General features: G+C 69.2%; 20 protein-coding genes. 12 read left to right on the top strand and 8 right to left on the bottom strand.

The window, feature by feature from the left end; all coding sequences use genetic code 11:
• Positions 1–136: 136 nt before the first annotated feature.
• From OG804_RS29160 to hrcA, 3 genes are all read right to left on the bottom strand, one after another.
• Positions 137–877 (bottom strand): 16S rRNA (uracil(1498)-N(3))-methyltransferase, encoded by a 741-nt coding sequence (locus OG804_RS29160; RefSeq protein ID WP_328391840.1) that lies wholly within the window; start codon positions 875–877, stop codon positions 137–139.
• Between the two features lie 4 nt (positions 878–881).
• On the bottom strand, positions 882–2,039 hold the full coding sequence (dnaJ, locus tag OG804_RS29155) for a molecular chaperone DnaJ (protein ID WP_328391839.1): 1,158 nt from the start codon (positions 2,037–2,039) through the stop codon (positions 882–884).
• 579 nt (positions 2,040–2,618) lie between these two features.
• Positions 2,619–3,650: a heat-inducible transcriptional repressor HrcA gene (gene hrcA / locus OG804_RS29150; protein WP_328391838.1), complete on the bottom strand. Its 1,032-nt coding sequence runs from the start codon at positions 3,648–3,650 to the stop codon at positions 2,619–2,621.
• A 199-nt stretch (positions 3,651–3,849) separates the two neighbouring features.
• On the opposite strand from hrcA, the gene OG804_RS29145 reads away from it, so the two are divergent.
• From OG804_RS29145 to OG804_RS29130, 4 genes are all read left to right on the top strand, one after another.
• A complete protein-coding gene (locus tag OG804_RS29145; RefSeq protein ID WP_328391837.1) occupies positions 3,850–4,494 on the top strand; it encodes a YbaB/EbfC family nucleoid-associated protein in 645 nt (214 codons plus the stop codon).
• 7 nt (positions 4,495–4,501) lie between these two features.
• Positions 4,502–4,846 (top strand): type VII secretion target, encoded by a 345-nt coding sequence (locus OG804_RS29140; RefSeq protein ID WP_328391836.1) that lies wholly within the window; start codon positions 4,502–4,504, stop codon positions 4,844–4,846.
• The gene (locus OG804_RS29135) at positions 4,846–5,736 is read left to right on the top strand and encodes a WXG100 family type VII secretion target (RefSeq protein ID WP_328391835.1); all 891 of its coding nucleotides are present in this window, start codon (positions 4,846–4,848) and stop codon (positions 5,734–5,736) included. The genes OG804_RS29140 and OG804_RS29135 overlap by 1 nt, the downstream gene beginning before the upstream one ends.
• 101 nt (positions 5,737–5,837) lie before the next feature.
• Positions 5,838–6,464: a hypothetical protein gene (locus tag OG804_RS29130; RefSeq protein WP_328391834.1), complete on the top strand. Its 627-nt coding sequence runs from the start codon at positions 5,838–5,840 to the stop codon at positions 6,462–6,464.
• 20 nt (positions 6,465–6,484) lie between these two features.
• On the opposite strand, the gene hemW is transcribed toward OG804_RS29130, so the two are convergent.
• Complete coding sequence (gene hemW, locus OG804_RS29125; RefSeq protein WP_442941915.1) at positions 6,485–7,645, bottom strand: radical SAM family heme chaperone HemW; 1,161 nt, start codon at positions 7,643–7,645, stop codon at positions 6,485–6,487.
• A 137-nt stretch (positions 7,646–7,782) separates the two neighbouring features.
• Entirely contained in the window at positions 7,783–7,974 is a 192-nt protein-coding gene (locus OG804_RS29120) for a hypothetical protein (protein WP_328391833.1), read from the bottom strand.
• A 160-nt stretch (positions 7,975–8,134) separates the two neighbouring features.
• Between OG804_RS29120 and OG804_RS32440 the strand changes: the two genes are divergently transcribed.
• The 6 genes from OG804_RS32440 to OG804_RS29090 all read left to right on the top strand — a co-directional run bounded on the left by OG804_RS32440 (position 8,135) and on the right by OG804_RS29090 (position 13,865).
• Positions 8,135–8,236 (top strand): Ms4527A family Cys-rich leader peptide, encoded by a 102-nt coding sequence (locus tag OG804_RS32440; protein ID WP_357238227.1) that lies wholly within the window; start codon positions 8,135–8,137, stop codon positions 8,234–8,236.
• A 131-nt stretch (positions 8,237–8,367) separates the two neighbouring features.
• Positions 8,368–10,101 carry a nitrite/sulfite reductase gene (locus OG804_RS29110; RefSeq protein WP_328391832.1) on the top strand — a complete coding sequence of 578 codons (1,734 nt, stop codon included), beginning with the start codon at positions 8,368–8,370 and terminating at the stop codon, positions 10,099–10,101.
• 30 nt (positions 10,102–10,131) lie between these two features.
• Positions 10,132–10,860 carry a phosphoadenylyl-sulfate reductase gene (locus OG804_RS29105; protein WP_328391831.1) on the top strand — a complete coding sequence of 243 codons (729 nt, stop codon included), beginning with the start codon at positions 10,132–10,134 and terminating at the stop codon, positions 10,858–10,860.
• Positions 10,857–11,789, top strand: a complete 933-nt coding sequence (gene cysD, locus OG804_RS29100; protein ID WP_328391830.1) for a sulfate adenylyltransferase subunit CysD — start codon at positions 10,857–10,859, stop codon at positions 11,787–11,789. Before OG804_RS29105 ends, cysD begins: the two co-directional genes overlap by 4 nt.
• Before the next feature lies 1 nt (position 11,790).
• On the top strand, positions 11,791–13,116 hold the full coding sequence (locus OG804_RS29095) for a sulfate adenylyltransferase subunit 1 (protein WP_328391829.1): 1,326 nt from the start codon (positions 11,791–11,793) through the stop codon (positions 13,114–13,116).
• Entirely contained in the window at positions 13,116–13,865 is a 750-nt protein-coding gene (locus OG804_RS29090) for a sirohydrochlorin chelatase (RefSeq protein ID WP_328391828.1), read from the top strand. The genes OG804_RS29095 and OG804_RS29090 overlap by 1 nt, the downstream gene beginning before the upstream one ends.
• Before the next feature lie 6 nt (positions 13,866–13,871).
• On the opposite strand, the gene OG804_RS29085 is transcribed toward OG804_RS29090, so the two are convergent.
• Both OG804_RS29085 and OG804_RS29080 read right to left on the bottom strand, forming a co-directional pair.
• Positions 13,872–14,669 carry an HAD family hydrolase gene (locus OG804_RS29085; RefSeq protein WP_328391827.1) on the bottom strand — a complete coding sequence of 266 codons (798 nt, stop codon included), beginning with the start codon at positions 14,667–14,669 and terminating at the stop codon, positions 13,872–13,874.
• Positions 14,670–14,752: 83 nt separating this feature from the next.
• The gene (locus OG804_RS29080; protein ID WP_328391826.1) at positions 14,753–16,816 is read right to left on the bottom strand and encodes an Hsp70 family protein; all 2,064 of its coding nucleotides are present in this window, start codon (positions 16,814–16,816) and stop codon (positions 14,753–14,755) included.
• Between the two features lie 515 nt (positions 16,817–17,331).
• Here OG804_RS29080 and OG804_RS29075 point away from each other — a divergent pair.
• A complete protein-coding gene (locus tag OG804_RS29075) occupies positions 17,332–18,282 on the top strand; it encodes an Lrp/AsnC family transcriptional regulator (RefSeq protein WP_328391825.1) in 951 nt (316 codons plus the stop codon).
• A gap of 178 nt (positions 18,283–18,460) precedes the next feature.
• On the opposite strand, the gene OG804_RS29070 is transcribed toward OG804_RS29075, so the two are convergent.
• Positions 18,461–18,859 (bottom strand): winged helix-turn-helix transcriptional regulator, encoded by a 399-nt coding sequence (locus OG804_RS29070; protein ID WP_328391824.1) that lies wholly within the window; start codon positions 18,857–18,859, stop codon positions 18,461–18,463.
• A gap of 63 nt (positions 18,860–18,922) precedes the next feature.
• On the opposite strand from OG804_RS29070, the gene OG804_RS29065 reads away from it, so the two are divergent.
• The gene (locus OG804_RS29065; protein ID WP_328391823.1) at positions 18,923–19,762 is read left to right on the top strand and encodes an NAD(P)H-binding protein; all 840 of its coding nucleotides are present in this window, start codon (positions 18,923–18,925) and stop codon (positions 19,760–19,762) included.
• The last annotated feature ends 32 nt before the right edge of the window (positions 19,763–19,794 follow it).

Here is a 19,794-nt window from a genome sequence, read left to right as displayed (position 1 = left end):
CTCGAAGCTGCGGTGACGCACGCTGTCAGATCTGGGTCGCGAACGCTGTCGCTGTCCAGAGTCTAGCCCTCGGCCCCGACACGTCCCACTGGAATTCCACCTGGTCGCCGCCCCGGCCCGCCGCGCGACCCGGAACTCACCAGCGCGCGGTGAGCGCGCCCAGCGCGCCGAGCGCGACCGCGGCCGCGGTGGACGTGCGCAGCACGGTGGGACCGAGCCGTACCACCTCGGCGCCGGCCCCGGCCAGCGCCGTCAACTCCGCGTCGTCGAGGCCGCCCTCGGGACCGACGATCAGGGTGACGGCCGGAGCCTCCCGCCACGGCAGCCCGGTGAATGTCGCGGTGCCGGATTCGTGGAGTGCCGCGACCACCGCACCCTGCTCGGTCGCGGCACGGACGGCATCCACCAACTCAGGGGTCCGGTGCACGGCGGTGACCTCGGGTATGTAGGCCCGCCGTGACTGCCGGGCCGCGGTCCGGGCGGCCGTCCGCCACTTGGCCACGCCCTTGTCCGCTTTGGCCTCCCAGTTCGATACGCAGCGGGCGGCCTGCCACGGCACGATCACATCCGCGCCGGCCTCGGTCATCAGTTCGACCGCCAGCTCCGAACGATCCGATTTCGGCAGGGCCTGGACCACGGTGACCGCCGGAGTGGCCGGTTCGGCCCGGCAGCGGGTGCGCACCAGCAGCTCGAGTTCGTTCTTCTGCGCCGCGACGACCTCGGACTCGGCCAGCACGCCGCGGCCGTCGGAGAGGGTGATGGCCTCCCCGGCGCGGATGCGGCGGACCGTCGCCGCGTGGCGGCCCTCCGCGCCGTCGAGCACCGCGACGGACCCCGGTTCCGGTATCTCGTCGAGGTAGAAGACCGTCGCGGCCATCGGGTCAGCGTCCGCTGAAGGAGGCGCGCAACCGGGCGAACAGACCACTGTTGTGCTCGGACTGCGCCGACATCACCTCGGCCTTGTCCTTGATCCGCATACCTTTGTACTTGCGCAGCAGATCGGACTGCTTACTGTCCAGCCTGGTCGGGACGACGATATCCAGATGCGCCATCAGATCACCGCGGGCGCTGGATCGCAGCCGGGGCATACCGTGCCCGCGCAGCACCGAGATCTCGCCGGGCTGAGTACCCGGGCCGATGGTGAGTTCGGTGGGCCCGTCCATGATGGTGTCGATCACGACGGTGGTACCGAGCGCCGCGTCCACCATCGGAACACGGACGGTGCAGTGCAGGTCGTCGCCGTCGCGGACGAAGACGTCGTGCGGCTGCTCGACGATCTCCACGTACAGATCGCCGGCGTGCCCGCCGCCGGGCCCGACCTCGCCCTGTGCGGCCAGCCGCACCCGCATCCCGTTGGCCACCCCGGCCGGAACCGGAGCCGCGATCTCACGGCGAGCCCGCACCCGGCCGTCGCCGCCGCATTTGTGACAGGGATCCGGGATGGTCTCGCCGGCGCCGCGGCAGGTCGGGCAGGGGCGGGAGGTCAGCACCTGACCGAGAAAGGACCGCTGCACCGACTGCACCTCGCCCGCACCGCCGCAGGTCTCGCAACGCACCGGACTCGAGTTGCCGTTGGTGCCCGCGCCCTGGCAGAGGTCGCAGAGAATGGCGGTGTCGACGGTGAGGTGTTTGGTCACCCCGACGGCGCACTCGGCCAGACTCAGGCGAGTCCGCACCAGCGAGTCCGCGCCGGGCTGGACCCGGCCGCGCGGCTTGCGAGCGCCACCGCCCGCACCGCCGCTCATCCCACCGAAGAAGGCCTCGAACACATCACCGAGCCCGCCGAAACCGGCACCGCTGAAACCGGCGCCGCCGCCACCGGCGTCCAAGGGGTCGCCCCCCATATCGACGATGCGACGCTTCTCCGGATCCGACAGCACCTCGTACGCCGCGGAGACCTCCTTGAACCGGGTCTGCGCGGCCTCGTCCGGGTTCACGTCGGGATGCAGTTCGCGAGCCAGTTTGCGGTAAGCGCGTTTGAGCTCTTGGTCGGAGGCGTCCCTGCCTACACCGAGCAATCCGTAGTAGTCCCGTGCCACTTGAGTCTCTTAGTCCTTGGTCGCTGTCCACGGCTCCGGCTCGCACGGCCGGCCGCGTGGCTACTGATGGGTGTCGTCGCCGCCCAGCCCGTGGGGTTAGTCGGGTCGACTCAACTTTATCCCGGCCGGAAACACGAGCCTAACAGTGTCTATGGCGGCGCCTTCGGCGCCGCGGGTCGGGGCCCTCGTCAACCCCGGCTGTGTTTGTTTGCCCCGCCTCCGGCGGAGCGGGTCGGGGCCCTCGTCAACCCCGGTTCTTCACTCCGGCACTCAGTCGCTGCGCTCCCTCGCTCTGTCGCTCCAGAACCGGGGCGGGCCCCGACTGTGTTTGTTTGCCCCGCCTCCGGCGGGGCGGGTCGGGGCCCTTGTCAACCCCGGTTCTTCACTCCGGCACTCAGTCGCTGCGCTCCCTCGCTCTGTCGCTCCAGAACCGGGGCGGGCCCCGACTGTGTTGGATTGCGTCGCCTGCGACGCCGCGGGTCGGGGGCAGGCCGGTGGGAGGGAAAGACGCAGGGTTCTCGACGACGCGAGGACCTGCGCGCTGTGAACAAGACCGCAGGAACGACCGTCCGTCTCGACTCAGCGTTCGGCCAGCACCTCACCGATGTAGCGGGCAACTGCCGCCACCGAGGCGATGGTGCCCGGATAGTCCATCCGGGTCGGGCCCAGCACGCCCATTCCGCCGAGCACCGCACCCGCCGCGCCGTAGCCGGTGGTGACCACCGAGGTGCCCCGCATCTCCTCTACCTGCGTTTCCTCACCGATCCGTACGGTCACCGTGCCCGGCTGCTGCGCCGCGGCCAGCAGTTTGAGGACCACGACCTGTTCTTCCAGCGCTTCCAGCACGGTGCGCAGCGAGCCCTGGAGCCCGAAATCGCCCGCGTTGCGGGTGAGGTTGGCGGTACCGCCCAGGACCAGGCGTTCCTCGGGGTGCTCGACCAGCGTTTCGACCATCACGGTCGACACTTTGATCAGCACGTCACGCAGCTTCGGCGGAGCCTTCTCGGGAAGTTCGGCGACCGCGGCCGAGGCGGCGGCCAAACGTTTGCCGTCCATGGCCGCGCCCAGCATGCCGCGCAGTGCGGCCAGGTCCTCGTCGTCGACGACCGTGCCGAGTTCGACGATGCGCTGGTCGACCCGGCCGGTGTCGGTGATCACGACCAGCAGCAGCCGCGCTGGATTGAGCGCGACCACCTCCAGGTGGCGCACGGTCGACGCGGACACCGTCGGATATTGGACGACCGCGACCTGGCGGGTGAGCTGGGCCAGCAGCCGCACGCCGCGGCGCAGTACATCATCGAGGTCGACCCCCGATTCCAGGAACTGCATGATCGCCTTGCGTTCGGCGGCCGACAGCGGCTTCACCTCCGCGATCCGGTCCACGAACTGGCGATAGCCCTTGTCGGTCGGGATGCGGCCGGAACTCGTATGCGGCTGGGCGATGTAGCCCTCGGCCTCCAGGACCGCCATATCGTTGCGCACGGTCGCACTGGAGACACCCAGGTTGTGCCGTTCCACCAGCGTCTTCGACCCGATGGGCTCCTTGGTGGAGACATAGTCGGCGACGATCGCCCGCAGGACCTCGAAGCGCCGATCCTCGGTGCTCGACATCGACCCCACCTCCTCGCTGTGCTGTACGCCGTCGCGGGGGGCGGGCGCACCACTTGCCGCGGACCCGGCTCTCACACCGCCGCGTCCGGTACCCAGTCTAGATCCGTCCGGTCGGTCTTCCAGGGCACATGTCCCGAACACGCATGCTAACGTCGCGGCGGTCACCGCGAGATCCGATACACAGCAGGGGGAATGCCGGGTGTTCGACGACCCGTCGCGCGCCGCCACCGACCTCGCCCAATGGGCCGAGCAGATGGAGCGCAAGGCAGAGCGTTTTCAATCGCTTCAAGCGCGGATGGCGCAGCTGGCGGTGACCACCGCCTCGAGCGATAAGAGCGTCACCGTGAGCGTCGACGCCAACGGCGTACCGACGGATATCCGGTTCACCGACGGTATCCGCCGCAAGAGCCCGGCGGCGCTGGCGGCGGAGCTGATGCAGTGTCTGCGGCAGGCACGAGAAACCTTGGTCGGCGATGTCGCCGCGACGGTGCGCGACGTGGTCGGCGACGACCCGATCGGCGCGAACATCATCAAGCAGTACGAGGATCGATACGCCGCCCCGGAGGCTCCCGAACCGGCCGCCTACGCGCCCCCCGCAGCGCCGGATCCCATCTGGTCGCAGCAGCCCGCACCGCAACCGCCGGCGCCCCGGCCGCCCACCACACCGCAACCGCCCACCACACCGCCACCGCCCACACCGTCGCGGCCACCCGCCTCGCCGGAAGCGGCGGCGCGCCCACGGCCCTCGACATCACCGGAACCCCTCCCGGCGCCCTCGTCGCTGATCCCCGATGTCGATGACGAAGAGGGCGAGTACTATCGTCGCGCCTCGTGGCTGGTGTGATACGACGATGACGAATCCCGTTCCGGTGCACGTGGATCCCGACGCCCTGCGCACACACGCCACCTCGATCCAGCAGCTCGCCGCGCGACTGGGCACCGCGCTGCAGGCGGCGAACTACATCAGCGCCGCCGACGACGGATACGGGGTGATCCCCAAACCCATCGTCGACTGGCTGCTCGCCGACAACCACACCGCTACTGTGAGCGCGATCAGCGGTCTCACCGACACGGTGGGCGCGGTCCCCGAGAAGCTGTCCGCCGACGCGGATTCGTTCACCGGTGCCGACGGTGCGATCGCGAAGGCGCTCCAAGGGCTGCAGACGACCATCGATGGGGCGACGGGGGGACTGTAATGGCGAACCAGGTGGGCGATTGGCTCAACGAATCACTACCGGGGTTCGGCGACGAGGCCGCCCCCGCGGGCAATCCGCTGATCGCTGAGGGGACGAATTTCCGCGAGCAGTATTTTCAGGAAACGCTGTTCACCTTCTCCAATATCGGCCTCGACGGCGAAGAGGGGCCGTGGGGGGCGCTGGAAGGCACGGTGGCGTTCGATGCGTGGAAAATGGTGTCGGACTTCCGGAAAGAGGACTACGTCAGCTCGGCTTTCGGTTTGGTCGATGTCGGACTGACCGCGTGGGGGGCGTGGACCGACCCGTTCGGTTTCGCCGGCGGCCAGATCGCGGGGTGGATGCTCGAGCACGTCGAGTACCTGCGGCGAAGCTTCGACGCCCTGGCGGGCAACCCCGATATGGTCGAGGCGTATGCGCAGACGTGGACCAAGATCGCGGGGGAGTTGACGGCGATCGGCGCGGAGTGGAAGAAAGCTGTCGACCAGGACATCGCCTCGTGGTCCGGCGAAACCGCCACCGCCTACCGCAATTACGCCGCGACCGCCATCGACCGGATCGAAGCGGCCGGGGCCGCGGCCGCCGGCCTGGCCACGATGACGGAGAAAGCCCAGAAGATCGTCGATGCGGTGCGCACCATGGTGCAGGACATCCTGGTGGCGTTGGCCGGCGCGCTGATCGGCTGGACCATCGAGCTGGGTTTGTCGCTGGGCACCGCGGCGCCGGTGGTGGCGTTCGCGGCGGCCAACCGGATCACCGTGGAATCGGTCCGGGTCTCGGTACTGCTCACGAAACTCGGTCAGGCCCTGATGGATATGACCCCGGTCCGGCACGCTCTCGCCGCGGTGCTCGACGAGATAACCGGCTCCGAGGAAGCCCCGGCACCTGCCTGACCGCGGGAAGTCCACGCCGTTTCGGGCGCCGGCCCATCGGTTGGACAACTCGGCTATCGGCCCGCCCACCCCATTTCCGACCGACGAATACAGGGAACACCGTGCAACCAGGACACCCGCACCGGGCACCGATCGCCGCCCCGCAGCCGCCCCCGTTCCGTCCGGTGACTCCCGGGCAGCCGTATCGGGGCACGATGCTGCCCGCCGATTTCATCCTGCCCTACGACGCGACTCCGGACTCGCCCATGCCGGAGTACGTCCCGGCCCCGGGGCCGACCGGAATAGCCGTGGAGGCAGCATATTTCACGTGGATGCTGCCGCCTCACTGCTACCGATGGCTGGCAAAACCCCGCATCGTGGTGAACGGCAGGGAAATTGCCGATGCCGCCTGGGGCACGACACATGTGCCCGTTCCACCTGGTGTCCATCATGTGCGGGTGGGGACCGACCCGCACTGGATCGTCGCGTTGCGAATCATTCCCGCGACCGTGCCGGCCAACAAGTTCGGCTTCGCGGACGCGATGATCCCGGTCGTGCCCGGCCACAGCACGACCGTCCACTATCAGTCACCGCTGAACAATGTCCCGGCCGGCGCCCTCGGCCCCGAACCGCGGCAGCGTTTCCCCGGGTGGCGGTACTACCGCGTGATGATGCCGGTGCTCGTCGCGGTGACGCTGGTATGCGCGGTGATGTTCGTCCTCTGCGTCGTGAAGCTGGTGTTCGGCTGATTTGCCTGTGTGCGGGCGGTTCAGCCGACCAGGTCACGGACTACGCCGTCGGCCAGTAACCGCCCACGCGCGGTGAGGACCAGGCGGCCGTCCACGATGGTGACCAATCGCTCGGCCGCGACGCGCTGTGCCGCGGCGTTTCCGTCCGCGTCGAGATCGGTCAGCGGCAGACCGGTGCGCAGGCGCAGGGCGAGCATGACGCGCTCGAGGTAACGGTCGGCGGCGGTGAGGTCTTCCCAGTCCGCGGCGGGCAGCCCACCGCGGACCACCCGGTCGGCGTAGCGCGCCGGATGCTTGACGTTCCACCAGCGCACTCCCCCGAGATGGCTGTGCGCGCCCGGACCCGCCCCCAGCCAATCACCGCCGTCCCAGTACCCGAGGTTGTGCCGGCACCGCGCGGCGTCGCCTGCCGCCCAGTTCGACACCTCATACCAGGTGAGACCGGCGGATTCGAGCCGTGCGTCGATTCGCTCGTAGCGGGCGGCGAGCACATCGTCGTCGGGAGCGGGCAGTTCGCCGCGCCGCACCCGCCGGGCCAGCGCGGTGCCGTCCTCGACGATGAGCGAATAGGCCGAGACATGGTCGACGCCCGCCGCCAGCACGGCGTCCAGGCTGGCGTCCAGATCACTGTCGCGTTCACCGGGCGTGCCGTAGATCAGATCGAGGTTCACGTGCTCGAACCCGGCCGCGCGCGCCTCCTGGGCGGCGGCGACGGCACGGCCCGGGGTGTGGGTCCGGTCCAGGACAGCGAGGACATGCGGCGCCGCCGACTGCATCCCGAGCGAGACCCGGGTGAACCCGGCCGCCCGGATCCGCTCGAAGAACGCGGGCGAGGTCGATTCCGGATTCGATTCCGTGGTGACCTCGGCGTCCGCGGCCAGGGTGAACTCCGCGCGGATCGCGTCGAGCACCCCGGACAGTCCGTCGCCGCCGAGGAGCGAGGGGGTTCCGCCGCCCACGAAAACCGTCGCCACCTCCGGTGTCGCGGTCGGCAGTGCGGCGAACTCCCGGGCCGCGGTCGCCAGTTCGCCGCGCAGCGCCTCCGCCCACGAGTGCGTGGACGCGGAAGTGCCCAGCTCACCGGCCGTGTAGGTATTGAAATCGCAGTATCCGCAGCGGGTCGCGCAGAAGGGAACGTGCACATAGATCCCGAACGGACCGCCCCCGAAATCGCGCAGCACCGGCGCGGCGGCGTCGGTCTGCGGGACGGCGGGGGCGGAGGAACTCACCACTCCAGTGTGACCGCCTGCGCCTCGGTCCCCGACGACCGGGGTGTTCTGGTTCGCGGCGAGCAACCAGCGGCCGTCTTCCTTGGTCATCACATACAGGGGGTGCCTTCGTCGGCGAAGGCACCCGCGGTGTCGAAGTAGCGCTGTCGCACCTCGACCGCCGCCGCATCCGGCCGCCGGAACATGATGTGCTCGACTTCATAGGTCGCCCGGCCCGCTCCGGTCGAGCCCGGCCGCACCCGGGCGGTGAACTCGGCGATCGCGTCCCGCCCGAACAGCAATCGACCCGGTCCCGGCGGACGAACCGGACAGCGAACCGCGAACGCCTCCTCACCGAAATATGACAGCCGTCACAAATAGAACGGTCGAACCAGGGAATTTCCCGCTCATCCACGGGAAATACTGGTAGGGCGGTCGGAACGCGGGCTCCGGCATGGCACAATGGGTCGCATGCGCGCATCAGGAGTACGACTTGTGGCACGTCGCCACGTCGACTACAAGCGCGTCTGCAGCGCCTGTTGTCTGCCCGGTTCCGCCCGGTAGCTCAGCTGCGCCTCTTCCCGGATTTCCGGCGATATTCCGATTTCAGGAGTTCGGCCCGCTGACACCGCGGGTGCGAGTCAGCCCCTCGCGCCTTCAGCACGGACGTACGACCAGACCGCAGGAGCCACTTCATGACGTCGAGCACCGACGCCGAATCCACCGCGACGGCCGAGGCCCCCGCCGAACGCCCCAAGCGCGCCCGCACCGGTAAGCCGGTGCGCCGCCGCGCCGAGGGACAGTGGGCGCTCGGTTACCGCGAACCGCTCAACCCGAACGAACAGTCCAAGAAGGACGATAATCCGCTCAACGTCCGCGCCCGGATCGAGAACATCTATTCCAAGGGCGGTTTCGACAGTATCGACAAGGGCGATCTGCGTGGCCGTTTCCGCTGGTGGGGTCTCTACACCCAGCGTGAGGAAGGCTACGACGGCACCTGGACCGGTGACGAGAACATCGACCTGCTCGAAGCGAAGTACTTCATGATGCGGGTCCGCTGCGACGCCGGCGCGCTCACCGTCGCGCAGCTGCGGACCCTGGGCGGGATCTCCACCGAGTTCGGCCGCGATACCGCCGACCTGTCCGACCGGGAGAACGTCCAGTACCACTGGATCGAGATCGAGAACGTCCCCGAGATCTGGCGCCGCCTCGAATCGGTGGGCCTGCAGACCACCGAAGCCTGCGGCGACTGCCCCCGCGTGGTGCTCGGCTCCCCGCTGGCGGGCGAATCGCTGGACGAGATACTCGACCCCACGCCCGCGATCGACGAGATCGTGCGCCGCTACATCGGCAAGAAGGAGTACTCCAACCTGCCGCGCAAGTTCAAGACCGCGATCTCGGGCCAGCAGGATGTGGTGCACGAGATCAACGACATCGCCTTCGTCGGGGTGAACCATCCCGAGCACGGACCCGGTCTGGATCTCTGGGTCGGCGGCGGCCTGTCCACCAACCCGATGCTGGCGCAACGGGTCGGCGCCTGGGTGCCGCTGGACGAGGTGCCCGAGGTCTGGGAAGGGGTCGTCAGCCTCTTCCGCGATTACGGCTACCGGCGGCTGCGCACCAAGGCGCGGCTGAAGTTCCTGATCAAGGACTGGGGTATCGAGAAGTTCCGGCAGGTGCTCGAGGACGAGTACCTGAAGCGCAAGCTGATCGACGGTCCGGCGCCGGACCAGCCGAGCCGCCCGATCGACCACGTCGGCGTGCAGAAACTGCGCAACGGGCTCAACGCCGTCGGATTCTCCCCCATCGCCGGCCGCGTCTCCGGCACGATCCTCAGCAAGGTCGCCGAAGCGGTCGAACGCGCCGGGTCGGACCGGATCCGCTTCACCCCGTACCAGAAGCTCATCGTGCTCGATATCGCCGACGACAAGGTCGAGCAGCTCATCGCGGAACTGGAACCCCTGGGTCTACAGGCGCGGCCGTCGGTATGGCGGCGCAACCTGCTGGCCTGCAGCGGTATCGAGTTCTGCAAGTTGTCCTTCGTCGAGACCCGCAAACGGTCCCAGGTGCTCGCGCCCGAACTCGAACAGCGGCTCGCCGATCTCAACGCCCAACTCGATGTGCCGATCACGATCAATATCAACGGCTGCCCCAACTCCTGCGGTCGTTCCCAGATCGCCGATATCGGATTCAAGGGCCAGCTCGTCGACGACGGCGCCGGGAATCAGGTCGAGGGCTTCCAGGTTCATCTGGGGGGCAGCCTCGGCCTCGACAGCAGTTTCGGACGCAAACTGCGCCAGCACAAGGTGACCAGCGCCGAACTCGGTGACTACATCGAGCGGGTGGTCCGTAATTTCATCAAACACCGCGAAGACGGAGAGCGGTTCGCGCAATGGGCCGTTCGCGCCGAGGAAGCCGACCTTCGATGAATCCGCGAACGTGGTGACGGGAGACCCATTGTGACTACCGAGCAAAAAGAGCTGCCGGTCAAGCTGAGCACCGACGAACTGCGGGCGCTGGCCGAACGCGGCGCCGCCGAACTCGGTCCGGCCGCCTCCACCGAGGAACTGCTGCGCTGGACCGACGAGAACTTCGGCAGCGGCTACATCGTCGCGTCGAATATGCAGGACGGGGTGCTGGTGCAGCTGGCCGCCCAGGTGCGGCCGGGCGTGGACGTGCTCTTCCTCGATACCGGCTACCACTTCGCCGAGACCATCGGCACCCGCGACGCCGTAGAAGCGGTCTACGGGGTGCATGTGGTCAATGTGCGCCCCGAACAGTCGGTCGGCGAACAGGACGCCCTGCTGGGCAAGGATCTGTTCGCGCGCGACGCGGGCGAATGCTGCCGGCTGCGCAAGGTGGTGCCGCTGCGTAATTCGCTGGCGCCGTACAACGCCTGGGTCACCGGGATCCGGCGCGTGGAGGCCCCGACCCGCGCCAACGCCCCGCTCATCTCCTTCGACGAGGGTTTCGGACTGGTGAAGATCAACCCGATCGCACCCTGGTCCGACGACGAGATGCAGGACTACATCGAAAAGCATTCGATACTCGTCAATCCCCTGGTGGAGGAAGGGTATCCGTCCATCGGCTGCGCTCCGTGCACACGGAAGCCGGAGCCGGGTTCCGATCCGCGAAGCGGCCGCTGGGCCGGGCTCGCCAAGACCGAATGTGGGTTGCACGCCTCATGACCGAAGCCACCATCACCGAACGCTCCGTCGGCCTCTCCGATTTCGACACCCTGGCCGCGCTGGAATCGGAAGCCATCCATATCTTCCGCGAGGTCGCGGGTGAGTTCGAACGCCCGGTGATCCTGTTCTCCGGCGGCAAGGACTCCACGGTGCTGCTGCATCTGGCGCTCAAGGCCTTCTGGCCGGCCCCCTTGCCGTTCGCGCTGCTGCACGTGGACACCGGGCACAACCTCCCCGAGGTGCTCGACTTCCGGGACCGGGTGGTCGAGAAGTACGGGCTGCGCCTGCACGTGGCCAGCGTCGAGGACTACCTCGGCGACGGTCGCCTCACCGAACGCCCGGACGGCATCCGCAACCCGCTGCAGACCGTGCCGCTGCTGGACTCGATCGGCGCGAACCGGTTCGACGCGGTATTCGGCGGCGGCCGCCGCGACGAGGAGCGCTCCCGCGCCAAAGAGCGGATCTTCTCGCTGCGCAACGCCTTCGGTCAGTGGGACCCGAAGCGGCAGCGGCCCGAACTGTGGAACCTGTACAACGGGCGGCACGCGCCGGGCGAGCATGTGCGGGTCTTCCCGCTGTCCAACTGGACCGAGCTCGATATCTGGCGCTATATCGCCCGGGAGAACGTCGAACTGGCCACCATCTACTACGCCCACCAGCGGCCGGTGTACCAGCGCGACGGCATGTGGATGACCCCCGGCGTCTGGGGCGGCCCCCGCGACGGCGAGGTGCTGGAGACCCGTTCGGTGCGGTACCGCACCGTCGGCGACGGATCCACCACCGGCGCCATCCTGTCCGACGCCGCCGACAACGAGGCCATCCTGGCCGAGGTAGCCGCTTCCCGGCTGACCGAACGCGGCGCGACCCGCGGCGACGACCGGGTCTCCGAAGCCGCCATGGAAGACCGCAAACGAGAGGGTTACTTCTGATATGTCCGACCTACTGAGGCTGGCCACCGCCGGTTCCGTCGACGACGGCAAGTCCACGCTGGTCGGACGTCTGCTCTACGACACCAAATCCGTACTCGCCGACCAGATCGACGCGGTGACCCGGGCGTCGGTGGACAAAGGGCTGTCCACCCCCGACCTGTCGCTGCTGGTGGACGGCCTGCGTGCCGAACGCGAGCAGGGCATCACCATCGATGTCGCCTACCGGTACTTCGCGACCCCGCGGCGGTCGTTCGTACTCGCCGACACCCCGGGTCATGTGCAGTACACGCGCAATACGGTCTCCGGCGCGTCGACGGCACAACTGGTGATCCTGCTGGTGGACGCGCGCAAAGGCGTGATCGAGCAGACCCGCCGCCATGCCGCGGTGCTGGCGCTGCTCGGGGTGCCGAAACTGGTGCTGGCGGTGAACAAGGTCGACCTCATCGGCGGAGACGAACCCAGCGAGCAAGCTCAGCAGGCCGCGGCCGCCAAGGTCTTCGCGGAGATCTCCGCGGAGTTCTCCCACCTCACCCGCACCCTCGGCTGGTCGGACGAGGATGTGCTGGAGATCCCGGTGTCCGCGCTGCGCGGCGACAATATCGCCACTCGCTCGGACAAGACCCCCTACTACAGCGGCCCGTCGCTGATCGAACACCTCGAATCGGTGCCGGTGGACGCGGACAACTCCGGCACGCACGCGGTGGGTCTGCGTTTCCCGGTGCAGTACGTGATCCGGCCACGCACCCCCGAGTATCCGGACTACCGCGGGTACGCGGGTCAGATCGCGGCGGGATCGGTGGCGCCGGGCGACGAGGTGGTCGTACTGCCCTCCGGCATCCGCACCACGATCGAACGGATCGACACCCCCGACGGCGAACTGGCCGTCGCCCAGGCGGGCCGCAGCGTCACGCTGGTGCTCGCCGACGATGTCGACATCTCGCGCGGTGACACCATCGCCTCCCCCGGCGACGCACCGGAACCGCTCGACACCTTCGACGCCACCGTCTGCTGGCTCGGCGACAAACCGCTGCACCCGGGTGCGCGGCTGTTGCTCAAACACGGCACCCGCACCACACAGGCCATCGTGGGCGCGCTCACCGAACGTTTCGACGAGCAACGCCTGGCCGCGGAACCGAACCCGGATTCCCTGGCGCTCAACGATATCGGCCGCATCTCGGTGCGGGTCGCCGAACCGATCGCGGCCGACGACTACCGGGCCAACCGGCACACCGGCAGTTTCCTGCTGATCGATCCGGCGGGCGGGAACACGCTGGCGGCGGGTCTGGTCGGGGATGTGCTGACGGCGGTCGAGGTCGGAACCACCTGATGCCGGGCGGTCCCACGCTGGTGGCGGTGGCACACGGCAGCCGGGACCCCCGGTCGGCCGCCACCGTCGCCACGCTGCTGGACCAAGTCCGGGCCGCGCGGCCCGCGGCGTCGGCCCGGTTGGCGTTCCTCGATCTGAACGCGCCGTCGGTCGGTCGGGTTCTCGACACGGTCGCCGCCACCGGGGAAACCCATGCCGTCGTCGTGCCGCTGTTGCTGGGCAGCGCGTTCCACGCCCGGGTGGACCTGCCCGCGCTACTGGCCGAGGCCGCCGCGCGGCATCCGCGGTTACGGCTGACCCAGGCCGACGTGTTCGGCGCCGACCCACGCCTGATCGGACTGCTGGACGATCGCGTCCGGGCGGCCCGCGCCGCGCACGGCTGGGACGACGCGCCGCGGCAGCTGGGTATCGCGCTGGCCGCGGTCGGGTCGTCCACGGCGGCGGCGAACCGGGAGACCGCCCGGCTGGCCCGCCGATTCGCCGCGCACACCGGCAGTCCCACCGAAGTCTGCTTCGCCACCGCGCAACCCTCGCTCACCCGGGCGGTGACTCGGCTGCGCGCCCGGGGCGCCGATCGCGTCCTGGTCGCGCCCTGGTTCCTGGCTCCGGGCCTGCTCACCGACCGCCTCCGTGATCAGGACCCGCTGCTCCCGCACGCCGCCGTGCTCGGCCCGGACCCGGTGCTCGCCGATATCATCTGGGACCGCTACGACACCGCCATCGCCCGGACACTGCCGCTGTCCGCCTGAGGCGCCTCAGAACCAGCGTTCCAGCACCGATGCCACCCCGTCGGCCGCGACGTCGTCGGTCACCTCGTCGACCAGGGTGTGCAGTTCCACGGGCGCGTTCGCCATCGCCACCGCATGCCCGGCCCAGGCGAACATCTCCCGATCGTTGAAACCGTCGCCGATGGCCAGCGTGGCGCCGCGCGGGATGTCGAGAAGGCGCCGCAGACGTTCCAGCGCCCAGCCTTTGGAGATCCCGTGCCGGGAGATGGTGAGCCAGGGACCGAATTCGCCGTAGACCCAGCTGACCTCGGGCAGCGCCAGGCTCTCGAGCATCCGGTGCATCTCGTCGGGGGCGCCCTCGGGCCACCAGCAGTTGAGCCGCGGGGTGGGTTCGCTGCCCAGGGTGAGATCGTCGACCACCACGTATTCACCTCCGGCGTAGTACTCGCCGGGGCTCATACCGGTCGCCCAGAACCCTTCGCCGACCCGTTCGGCCGTGAAGATCATCTCCGGGAACAGTTCCCGCAGGGCCGTCACGGCCGGGGCAGGGTCGAAATGGTGCACCGCCACCGGGTCGGCCCGTTCGATGTCGATGTGCACTGCCCCGTTCGAGCAGATAGCGTGCCCCTGGATCAGGCCGAGTTCCGCCAGCACCGGCCGGGTGGACACCACCGTCCGCCCGGTGCTCACCACGACGTGGGTTCCGGCCCCGACCGCCGCCCGCACCGCGGCGTTCACCCGGTCGCTCACCTGCGCACCGGTTTTCAACAGTGTTCCGTCCACATCGAGCGCGATCAGCCGCGGCGGGTCCCCGTCCGTGTTCACACCACCGATTGTGCCGTGTCCCGCCGAGCCGCGACATCGGATATTCCGGAACAGATCACTGCGTCGCCGCACCTCGCGGCGCATCAGTGGTGCGATCCGCCCCGCGACCCAGCACGCGAGTTCCCGCCCCGCGACGATCCGTTGTCGCCGCCGCCGGAACGGGAGCCGCCGGAATCCGGACCGCGGGAATGCGAACCGCCGGCGGAATCCGAACCGCGGGAGGGACCACCGGAATCCGAGCCCTGCCCGGCCCCGCCGCGACTCGCCGGTCCCCCGCCGAATCCGCCGGGGAATGACGAATCGGACCGGCCCGGGCGGCCGGCAGCCGCACCGTCCGAGTCGTGGCCCCCTCCAGAGCCCGGCCCCTGGCTGTCTCCTCCGCCGGACCCGGCATCCGTTCCGTCGGAGCCACCGCCGTCCGCACCGCTGCCACCAGCGTCGACACCGTCGACACCGCCGCCGAAGCCGCCCGGGTTCGCACTGCCGAATCCACCCGCGTCGCCGCCGTGGCCGCCCGGGTTCGCACTGCCCGATCCGGGCCCGGCGGGACCGTTGCCCGGTGTGGTCCACCCGCCGGATCCGTTCCCCTGGTCCGGCCCTGCTCCGGGGAGCCCGCTGTCCGGCAGGCCGGCACCCGGCGACCACCCGCCCGGATGGTGGCCCGGATCCCGTTCTCCGCCCGGGGCGGTTCCGCCCGGCCCCTCGCCCACCGGTGGATGATCCGGTCCGGGGTCTCCGCCCGGTGCGTCGGGCCCGGGGTGGCCGGGCTCTTCCGGATCCGTTCCCGCGCCCGCCGGAAGACCCCCGACGTGCCCGAACGGGATCGGGTGTGCGAAGCGGGCGGGGTCGGTGTGCCGGGGTCCGGAGTCGGGGCGTTCGCCCAGCGGGGCGTGGTGGGTGCCGGTCCCGTCCACGGCCGGTCGATCGGTTCCCGGCGCCGCCGGAACCGACGCCGGGCCGGGCATCGGCGGCCCGTACGGTCGCGTCGCCGCCGCGGGAGCGATCCGCGCGGGATCTCCCAGCGGCGCGTAGGACACGGTCCAACCGCTGCCCGACCGTTCGACCTGCGCCTCCCCGTGGATTTCGTAGAGCACCGCGCCCGGGCCCTGTATCGGTGTCCGGTCCTCCGGCAGTTCGGTATCCGCCGGTCCGGTTCCCAAGATGGTGGCCGCGGACATGGCCACCGCGGAGAAGAGCGCGGCACCGGAGAATATGGGCGGATGCTTCATCCGCGAGGACGCCGCCGGAGCCACGCTCTCCGCGGCCATCGCGGCGGCGCCGAGGGCGACGCACTGTCCGGAATCGGCGGCGACGGTCACCGGCAAACCCAGTTCGGTGAGAGTTTCGGCGATCTGCGGTGGCCGCGCCGCACCGCCCACGACCAGCACCCGCCCGATATCGGACAGCGCGACACCGGCCGAACGCACCGCCGTCCGCACCACTTCCAGTGAATCGCGCACGTGTTCGCGGCGCAATCCCTCGGGATTCACGAAGGATACGAGCGATACCACGCCGGTATCCGGCTCGGCCGGGCCGATCGCACGGTCACCGGCGCAACGCGCGATCAGCGCTCCGAGCGGGCGGGCGCCGAACTCGTAGGAACGCACCGGCTTCCCCACCACCGGATGGTCGGGCCAGTCCGGCCCGGTCCGGACCACGGCCACATCGAGACTGTTCCCGCCCAGGTCGTAGACCAGGACGAAGCCGGAATCCAGCGGCCCGTGTTCGGTATCGAGCCAGTGCGCCGCGGCCACCGGTTCCGGGACCAGTTGCACGTGACCGACCCCGGCGAGGTCCAGGCTCTGCCGGAGCAGTTCGAGTTGTTCGGCGCTGTATCCGGCGGGATGGGTGGCGACCACTCCGGTCGCCGGTTCCGCGGCCACCAGGCCCTGGACCACCGAGGCGAAGATCGTGGCCGGCGACCAGATCCGCCCGTCCACGTAGACCGATTCCGGGTTACGGCCAAGATCGGCGAATTCGTTGACCGCCGTGGAGAAGCGGGTGATCCCGCCGAGTCTGGCAGTGCCTCCGCTGTCGAATCCGACGGCGGTCCGCCGCGTCCGCACCACCGGTCGCGCGTCGGGCGCCCCGACTCGCGCCGAGACGACGTTCACCGTACCGATGCTGATACCCAGCCCAGAAGTCAATTTGCTATCCCGTCAACGCACCGAGACCACGTCCTTACGAAAGAGCCATGGGCGCGGTCGTTTTCCAAACAGCGCCCACAGGTTAGCTGCAACGGTGGTGACAAAACGAATAAACGGCGATGAAATCTGCAGTTACAGAACTGATCCCCGTTCATACCCAGAAAAACAAACCGGCGGACTACTTCACCGGATTCCGGTAATACGCTCCTTACCAGGCGATATCCATCGGGAATGCGCGGACACCCGAGCGTCCTCCTCCATGTCCGCGCGTAAGGCCCGATGACAGCCCGTTGCCACGGGAGCGGCATCTACCCATCGGTAACCGATCAATAGCTATTGGAAGTAGGGCGTATAAGACCTGTGGACTCGCTCGCCCAGAACGAATGCCGTACCGGCCGTAAGCTGTGCGGTAGCCCCGAACACCACCGAACAAGCGGCGCAACAGCTTACTGATGCGACCCGACCGATCCGGCGCGCGCCAACCGGCGGATTCCGCGCCGCCCTATCCTGATCTGGTGGACTCGGTCATGCTCGACGCTGTCGACCAGTGCTTACTGCACGCCCTGCAGGTCGACGGGCGCGTTCCTTTCAGCAGGATCGCCGCGGCCCTGGATATCTCGGACCGCACCGTGGCCCGCCGCTTCGGGCGGCTCCGGTCCACCGGTGCGCTCCGCGTCAGCGCCGTGCCGCACAGCCATATCGCCGCGCACGCGCAATGGCTGGTACGTCTCCGGATCCGGCCCCGGGCCGCCGCCGATATCGCTCGCGCGCTGGCCGGGCGGCACGACACCGCCTGGGTGACCGAATTGTCGGGCGGCACCGAGATCGTCTGCCTCTTCCGGGTTCCCGGCACCAGCCCGGCGCCTCTGGCGGTGCTCGATCGGCACCCCGATGTCGTCGAGGTGACGGGCCAGCGGCTGCTGCGTCATCTGATGGACCACCGCTGGCGGGGACGGACCTCCGCCCTCACCGAACACCAGCTCGCCGAGATACGCGCGCCGGAAACCGCGGCCACCAGCCAGATCCGGCTCACCGACCTGGACCACCGACTCTTCCGCGCCCTGGCCACCGACGGCCGTACCGCCTGCGCGCACCTGGCCCGGCACGTGGACTGGTCGGAATCCGCGGTGCGCCGGCGCCTGACCGAACTACGGGACGCCGGAATGCTGCGGTTCGACGTCGAAGTGGAGCCCCGGCTGTTCGGCTTCTCCGCCCAGTGCCTGCTGTGGCTGTCGGTCGCCCCGGCGCGGCTGACCGCGGTCGCCGCGAGTCTGGCCGAGGACACCGAAACGGCATACCTGGGCGCGATCACCGGGAACCATAATCTGCTCGCCGTCACGATCTGCCGCGATGCCGATGCGCTGTACGGCTACCTGACCGAACGTATCGGGGCCCTGTCCGGCATCGAAGGGATCGAGACCGCGCCGATCACCGCGTACGCCAAACGTTTCGCCTCCGCCCGGTGAGTCCGGGTAGCCGAGACCGAATGAACAACGACGCCACCGGAAATTCCCCGACACCGGGCATGATCCAGCCGGTCGGCGCGCAACCCGAGATCCAGTTTCCCGGCAGCTGAACCTCGATCGACGGCAGGCCCGGCATCGTCCGGCTCCGCGGATCGCTATGCGCCGGCGAGCGGTTCGGTTATCGGGTCTCCCGGTCGTGGCGATGCTGGGCGTCCACGACGTCGACCGTGTGCAGGCGGATCCAGTCCAGGAACTGCTGCAACGACTCGGCGAGGCTGTCGCCGAGCTCGGTGAGCCGGTAGCTGACCCGCGGCGGCGTGGTGGCCTCCACCGCCCGCGCGACGAGCCCGTCCCGGACGAGTGTCCGCAGCGTTTGCGAGAGCATCTTCTCGCTGATCCCGCCGATCGTGGTGTGCAGTTCGGAGAACCGCAGCGGGCCGCCGCCCAGCGCGGTCAGGATCAGCACCCCCCAGCGGCTGGTGATATGGCTGAGCACCTCACGTGCGGGGCAGTCGCTGTTGAATGCGTCACTCGTCACCGGCCAGTCGACCTTACGAACCTGCGAACCTACCGCCATAACCGGAGCTTACCTAAAGGTATGCCCTTACCAATAGTAAGTTCAGCGGCCTACGCTGCCGCCATGATCACAGTCGTCTTCGGAGCCAGGGGCAATGTCGGACGCCATGTCGCAGCGGGACTGACCGCGCGCGGCGATGAGGTCCGCCTGACGGGCAGAGATCCCCGCACAGCGGGCTTTCCGCCGGGCGCGCAGATAGTCGCGGCCGATCTGGAGCGCCCCGAAACACTGCCCGCGGCACTCGAAGGAGCGGACCGCGTCTTCCTCTACGCCAAACCCGACGGTATCGACGGTTTCGTGGCCGCGGCCGAGTCCGCCGGAGTGCGCCGTGTCGTGCTCCTGTCCTCCGGGGCCGTTCTGGACAGCGATCCCGAGCACAACCCGATCGCCCGATCGCACAGCATCGTCGAGTCGGCCATCGAGAAGTCCGGTCTGGAGTGGACATTCATCCGGCCCGGCATGTTCGCCACGAACGCACTGTGGTGGTGGCAGCGGTCCATCCGCGACGAGGGCGTCGCCCGGTTGCCCTACCCCGAGGCGCGGACTGCGCCCGTCCACGAGCACGACCTGGCCGCACTCGCGGTGACCGCGCTGACCGAACCCGGTCACCAGCAGCGCGCCTACACCGCATTCGGTCCCGAGGCACTGACCCTGTCGCAGCAGGTACGACAGATCGGCGCGGCCATCGGCCGGGAGATCGACCTCCAGGTGGTCTCCGTCGAACAGGCACGCACGGAACTGAGCGAGACCATACCCGCGATGGGCGTCGAGGCCGTCCTGGCCGGATGGCAGGCGGGAACGGCCGAACCGCCGGAGGTGTCGACGATCGTCGAGGAAGTCATCGGTCGCCCGGGACGCACATTCGCGCAGTGGGCGAACGACCACGCAAACGACTTTCGCTGACCCGCGCCGGATCCGGACGTCGGCGCCGCCCC

This window comes from Nocardia sp. NBC_00416 (assembly GCF_036032445.1).
Taxonomy (GTDB): Bacteria; Actinomycetota; Actinomycetes; order Mycobacteriales; family Mycobacteriaceae; genus Nocardia.
The sequence above is the reverse complement of the archived record's forward strand: the minus strand, read 5'-3'. Positions and strand labels throughout refer to the sequence as shown.

Bases quoted from the DNA above. Each gene is read 5' to 3' on its own strand.
- cysD (WP_328391830.1), top strand. From the start codon at position 10,857: ATGACCGAAGCCACCATCACCGAACGCTCCGTCGGCCTCTCCGATTTC.
- OG804_RS29090 (WP_328391828.1), top strand. From the start codon at position 13,116: ATGCCGGGCGGTCCCACGCTGGTGGCGGTGGCACACGGCAGCCGGGAC.
- OG804_RS29160 (WP_328391840.1), bottom strand. From the start codon at position 877: ATGGCCGCGACGGTCTTCTACCTCGACGAGATACCGGAACCGGGGTCC.
- OG804_RS29070 (WP_328391824.1), bottom strand. From the start codon at position 18,859: ATGGCGGTAGGTTCGCAGGTTCGTAAGGTCGACTGGCCGGTGACGAGT.
- OG804_RS29140 (WP_328391836.1), top strand. From the start codon at position 4,502: ATGACGAATCCCGTTCCGGTGCACGTGGATCCCGACGCCCTGCGCACA.
- OG804_RS29110 (WP_328391832.1), top strand. From the start codon at position 8,368: ATGACGTCGAGCACCGACGCCGAATCCACCGCGACGGCCGAGGCCCCC.
- OG804_RS29065 (WP_328391823.1), top strand. From the start codon at position 18,923: ATGATCACAGTCGTCTTCGGAGCCAGGGGCAATGTCGGACGCCATGTC.
- hrcA (WP_328391838.1), bottom strand. From the start codon at position 3,650: ATGTCGAGCACCGAGGATCGGCGCTTCGAGGTCCTGCGGGCGATCGTC.
- OG804_RS32440 (WP_357238227.1), top strand. From the start codon at position 8,135: ATGGGTCGCATGCGCGCATCAGGAGTACGACTTGTGGCACGTCGCCAC.
- OG804_RS29095 (WP_328391829.1), top strand. From the start codon at position 11,791: ATGTCCGACCTACTGAGGCTGGCCACCGCCGGTTCCGTCGACGACGGC.
- OG804_RS29135 (WP_328391835.1), top strand. From the start codon at position 4,846: ATGGCGAACCAGGTGGGCGATTGGCTCAACGAATCACTACCGGGGTTC.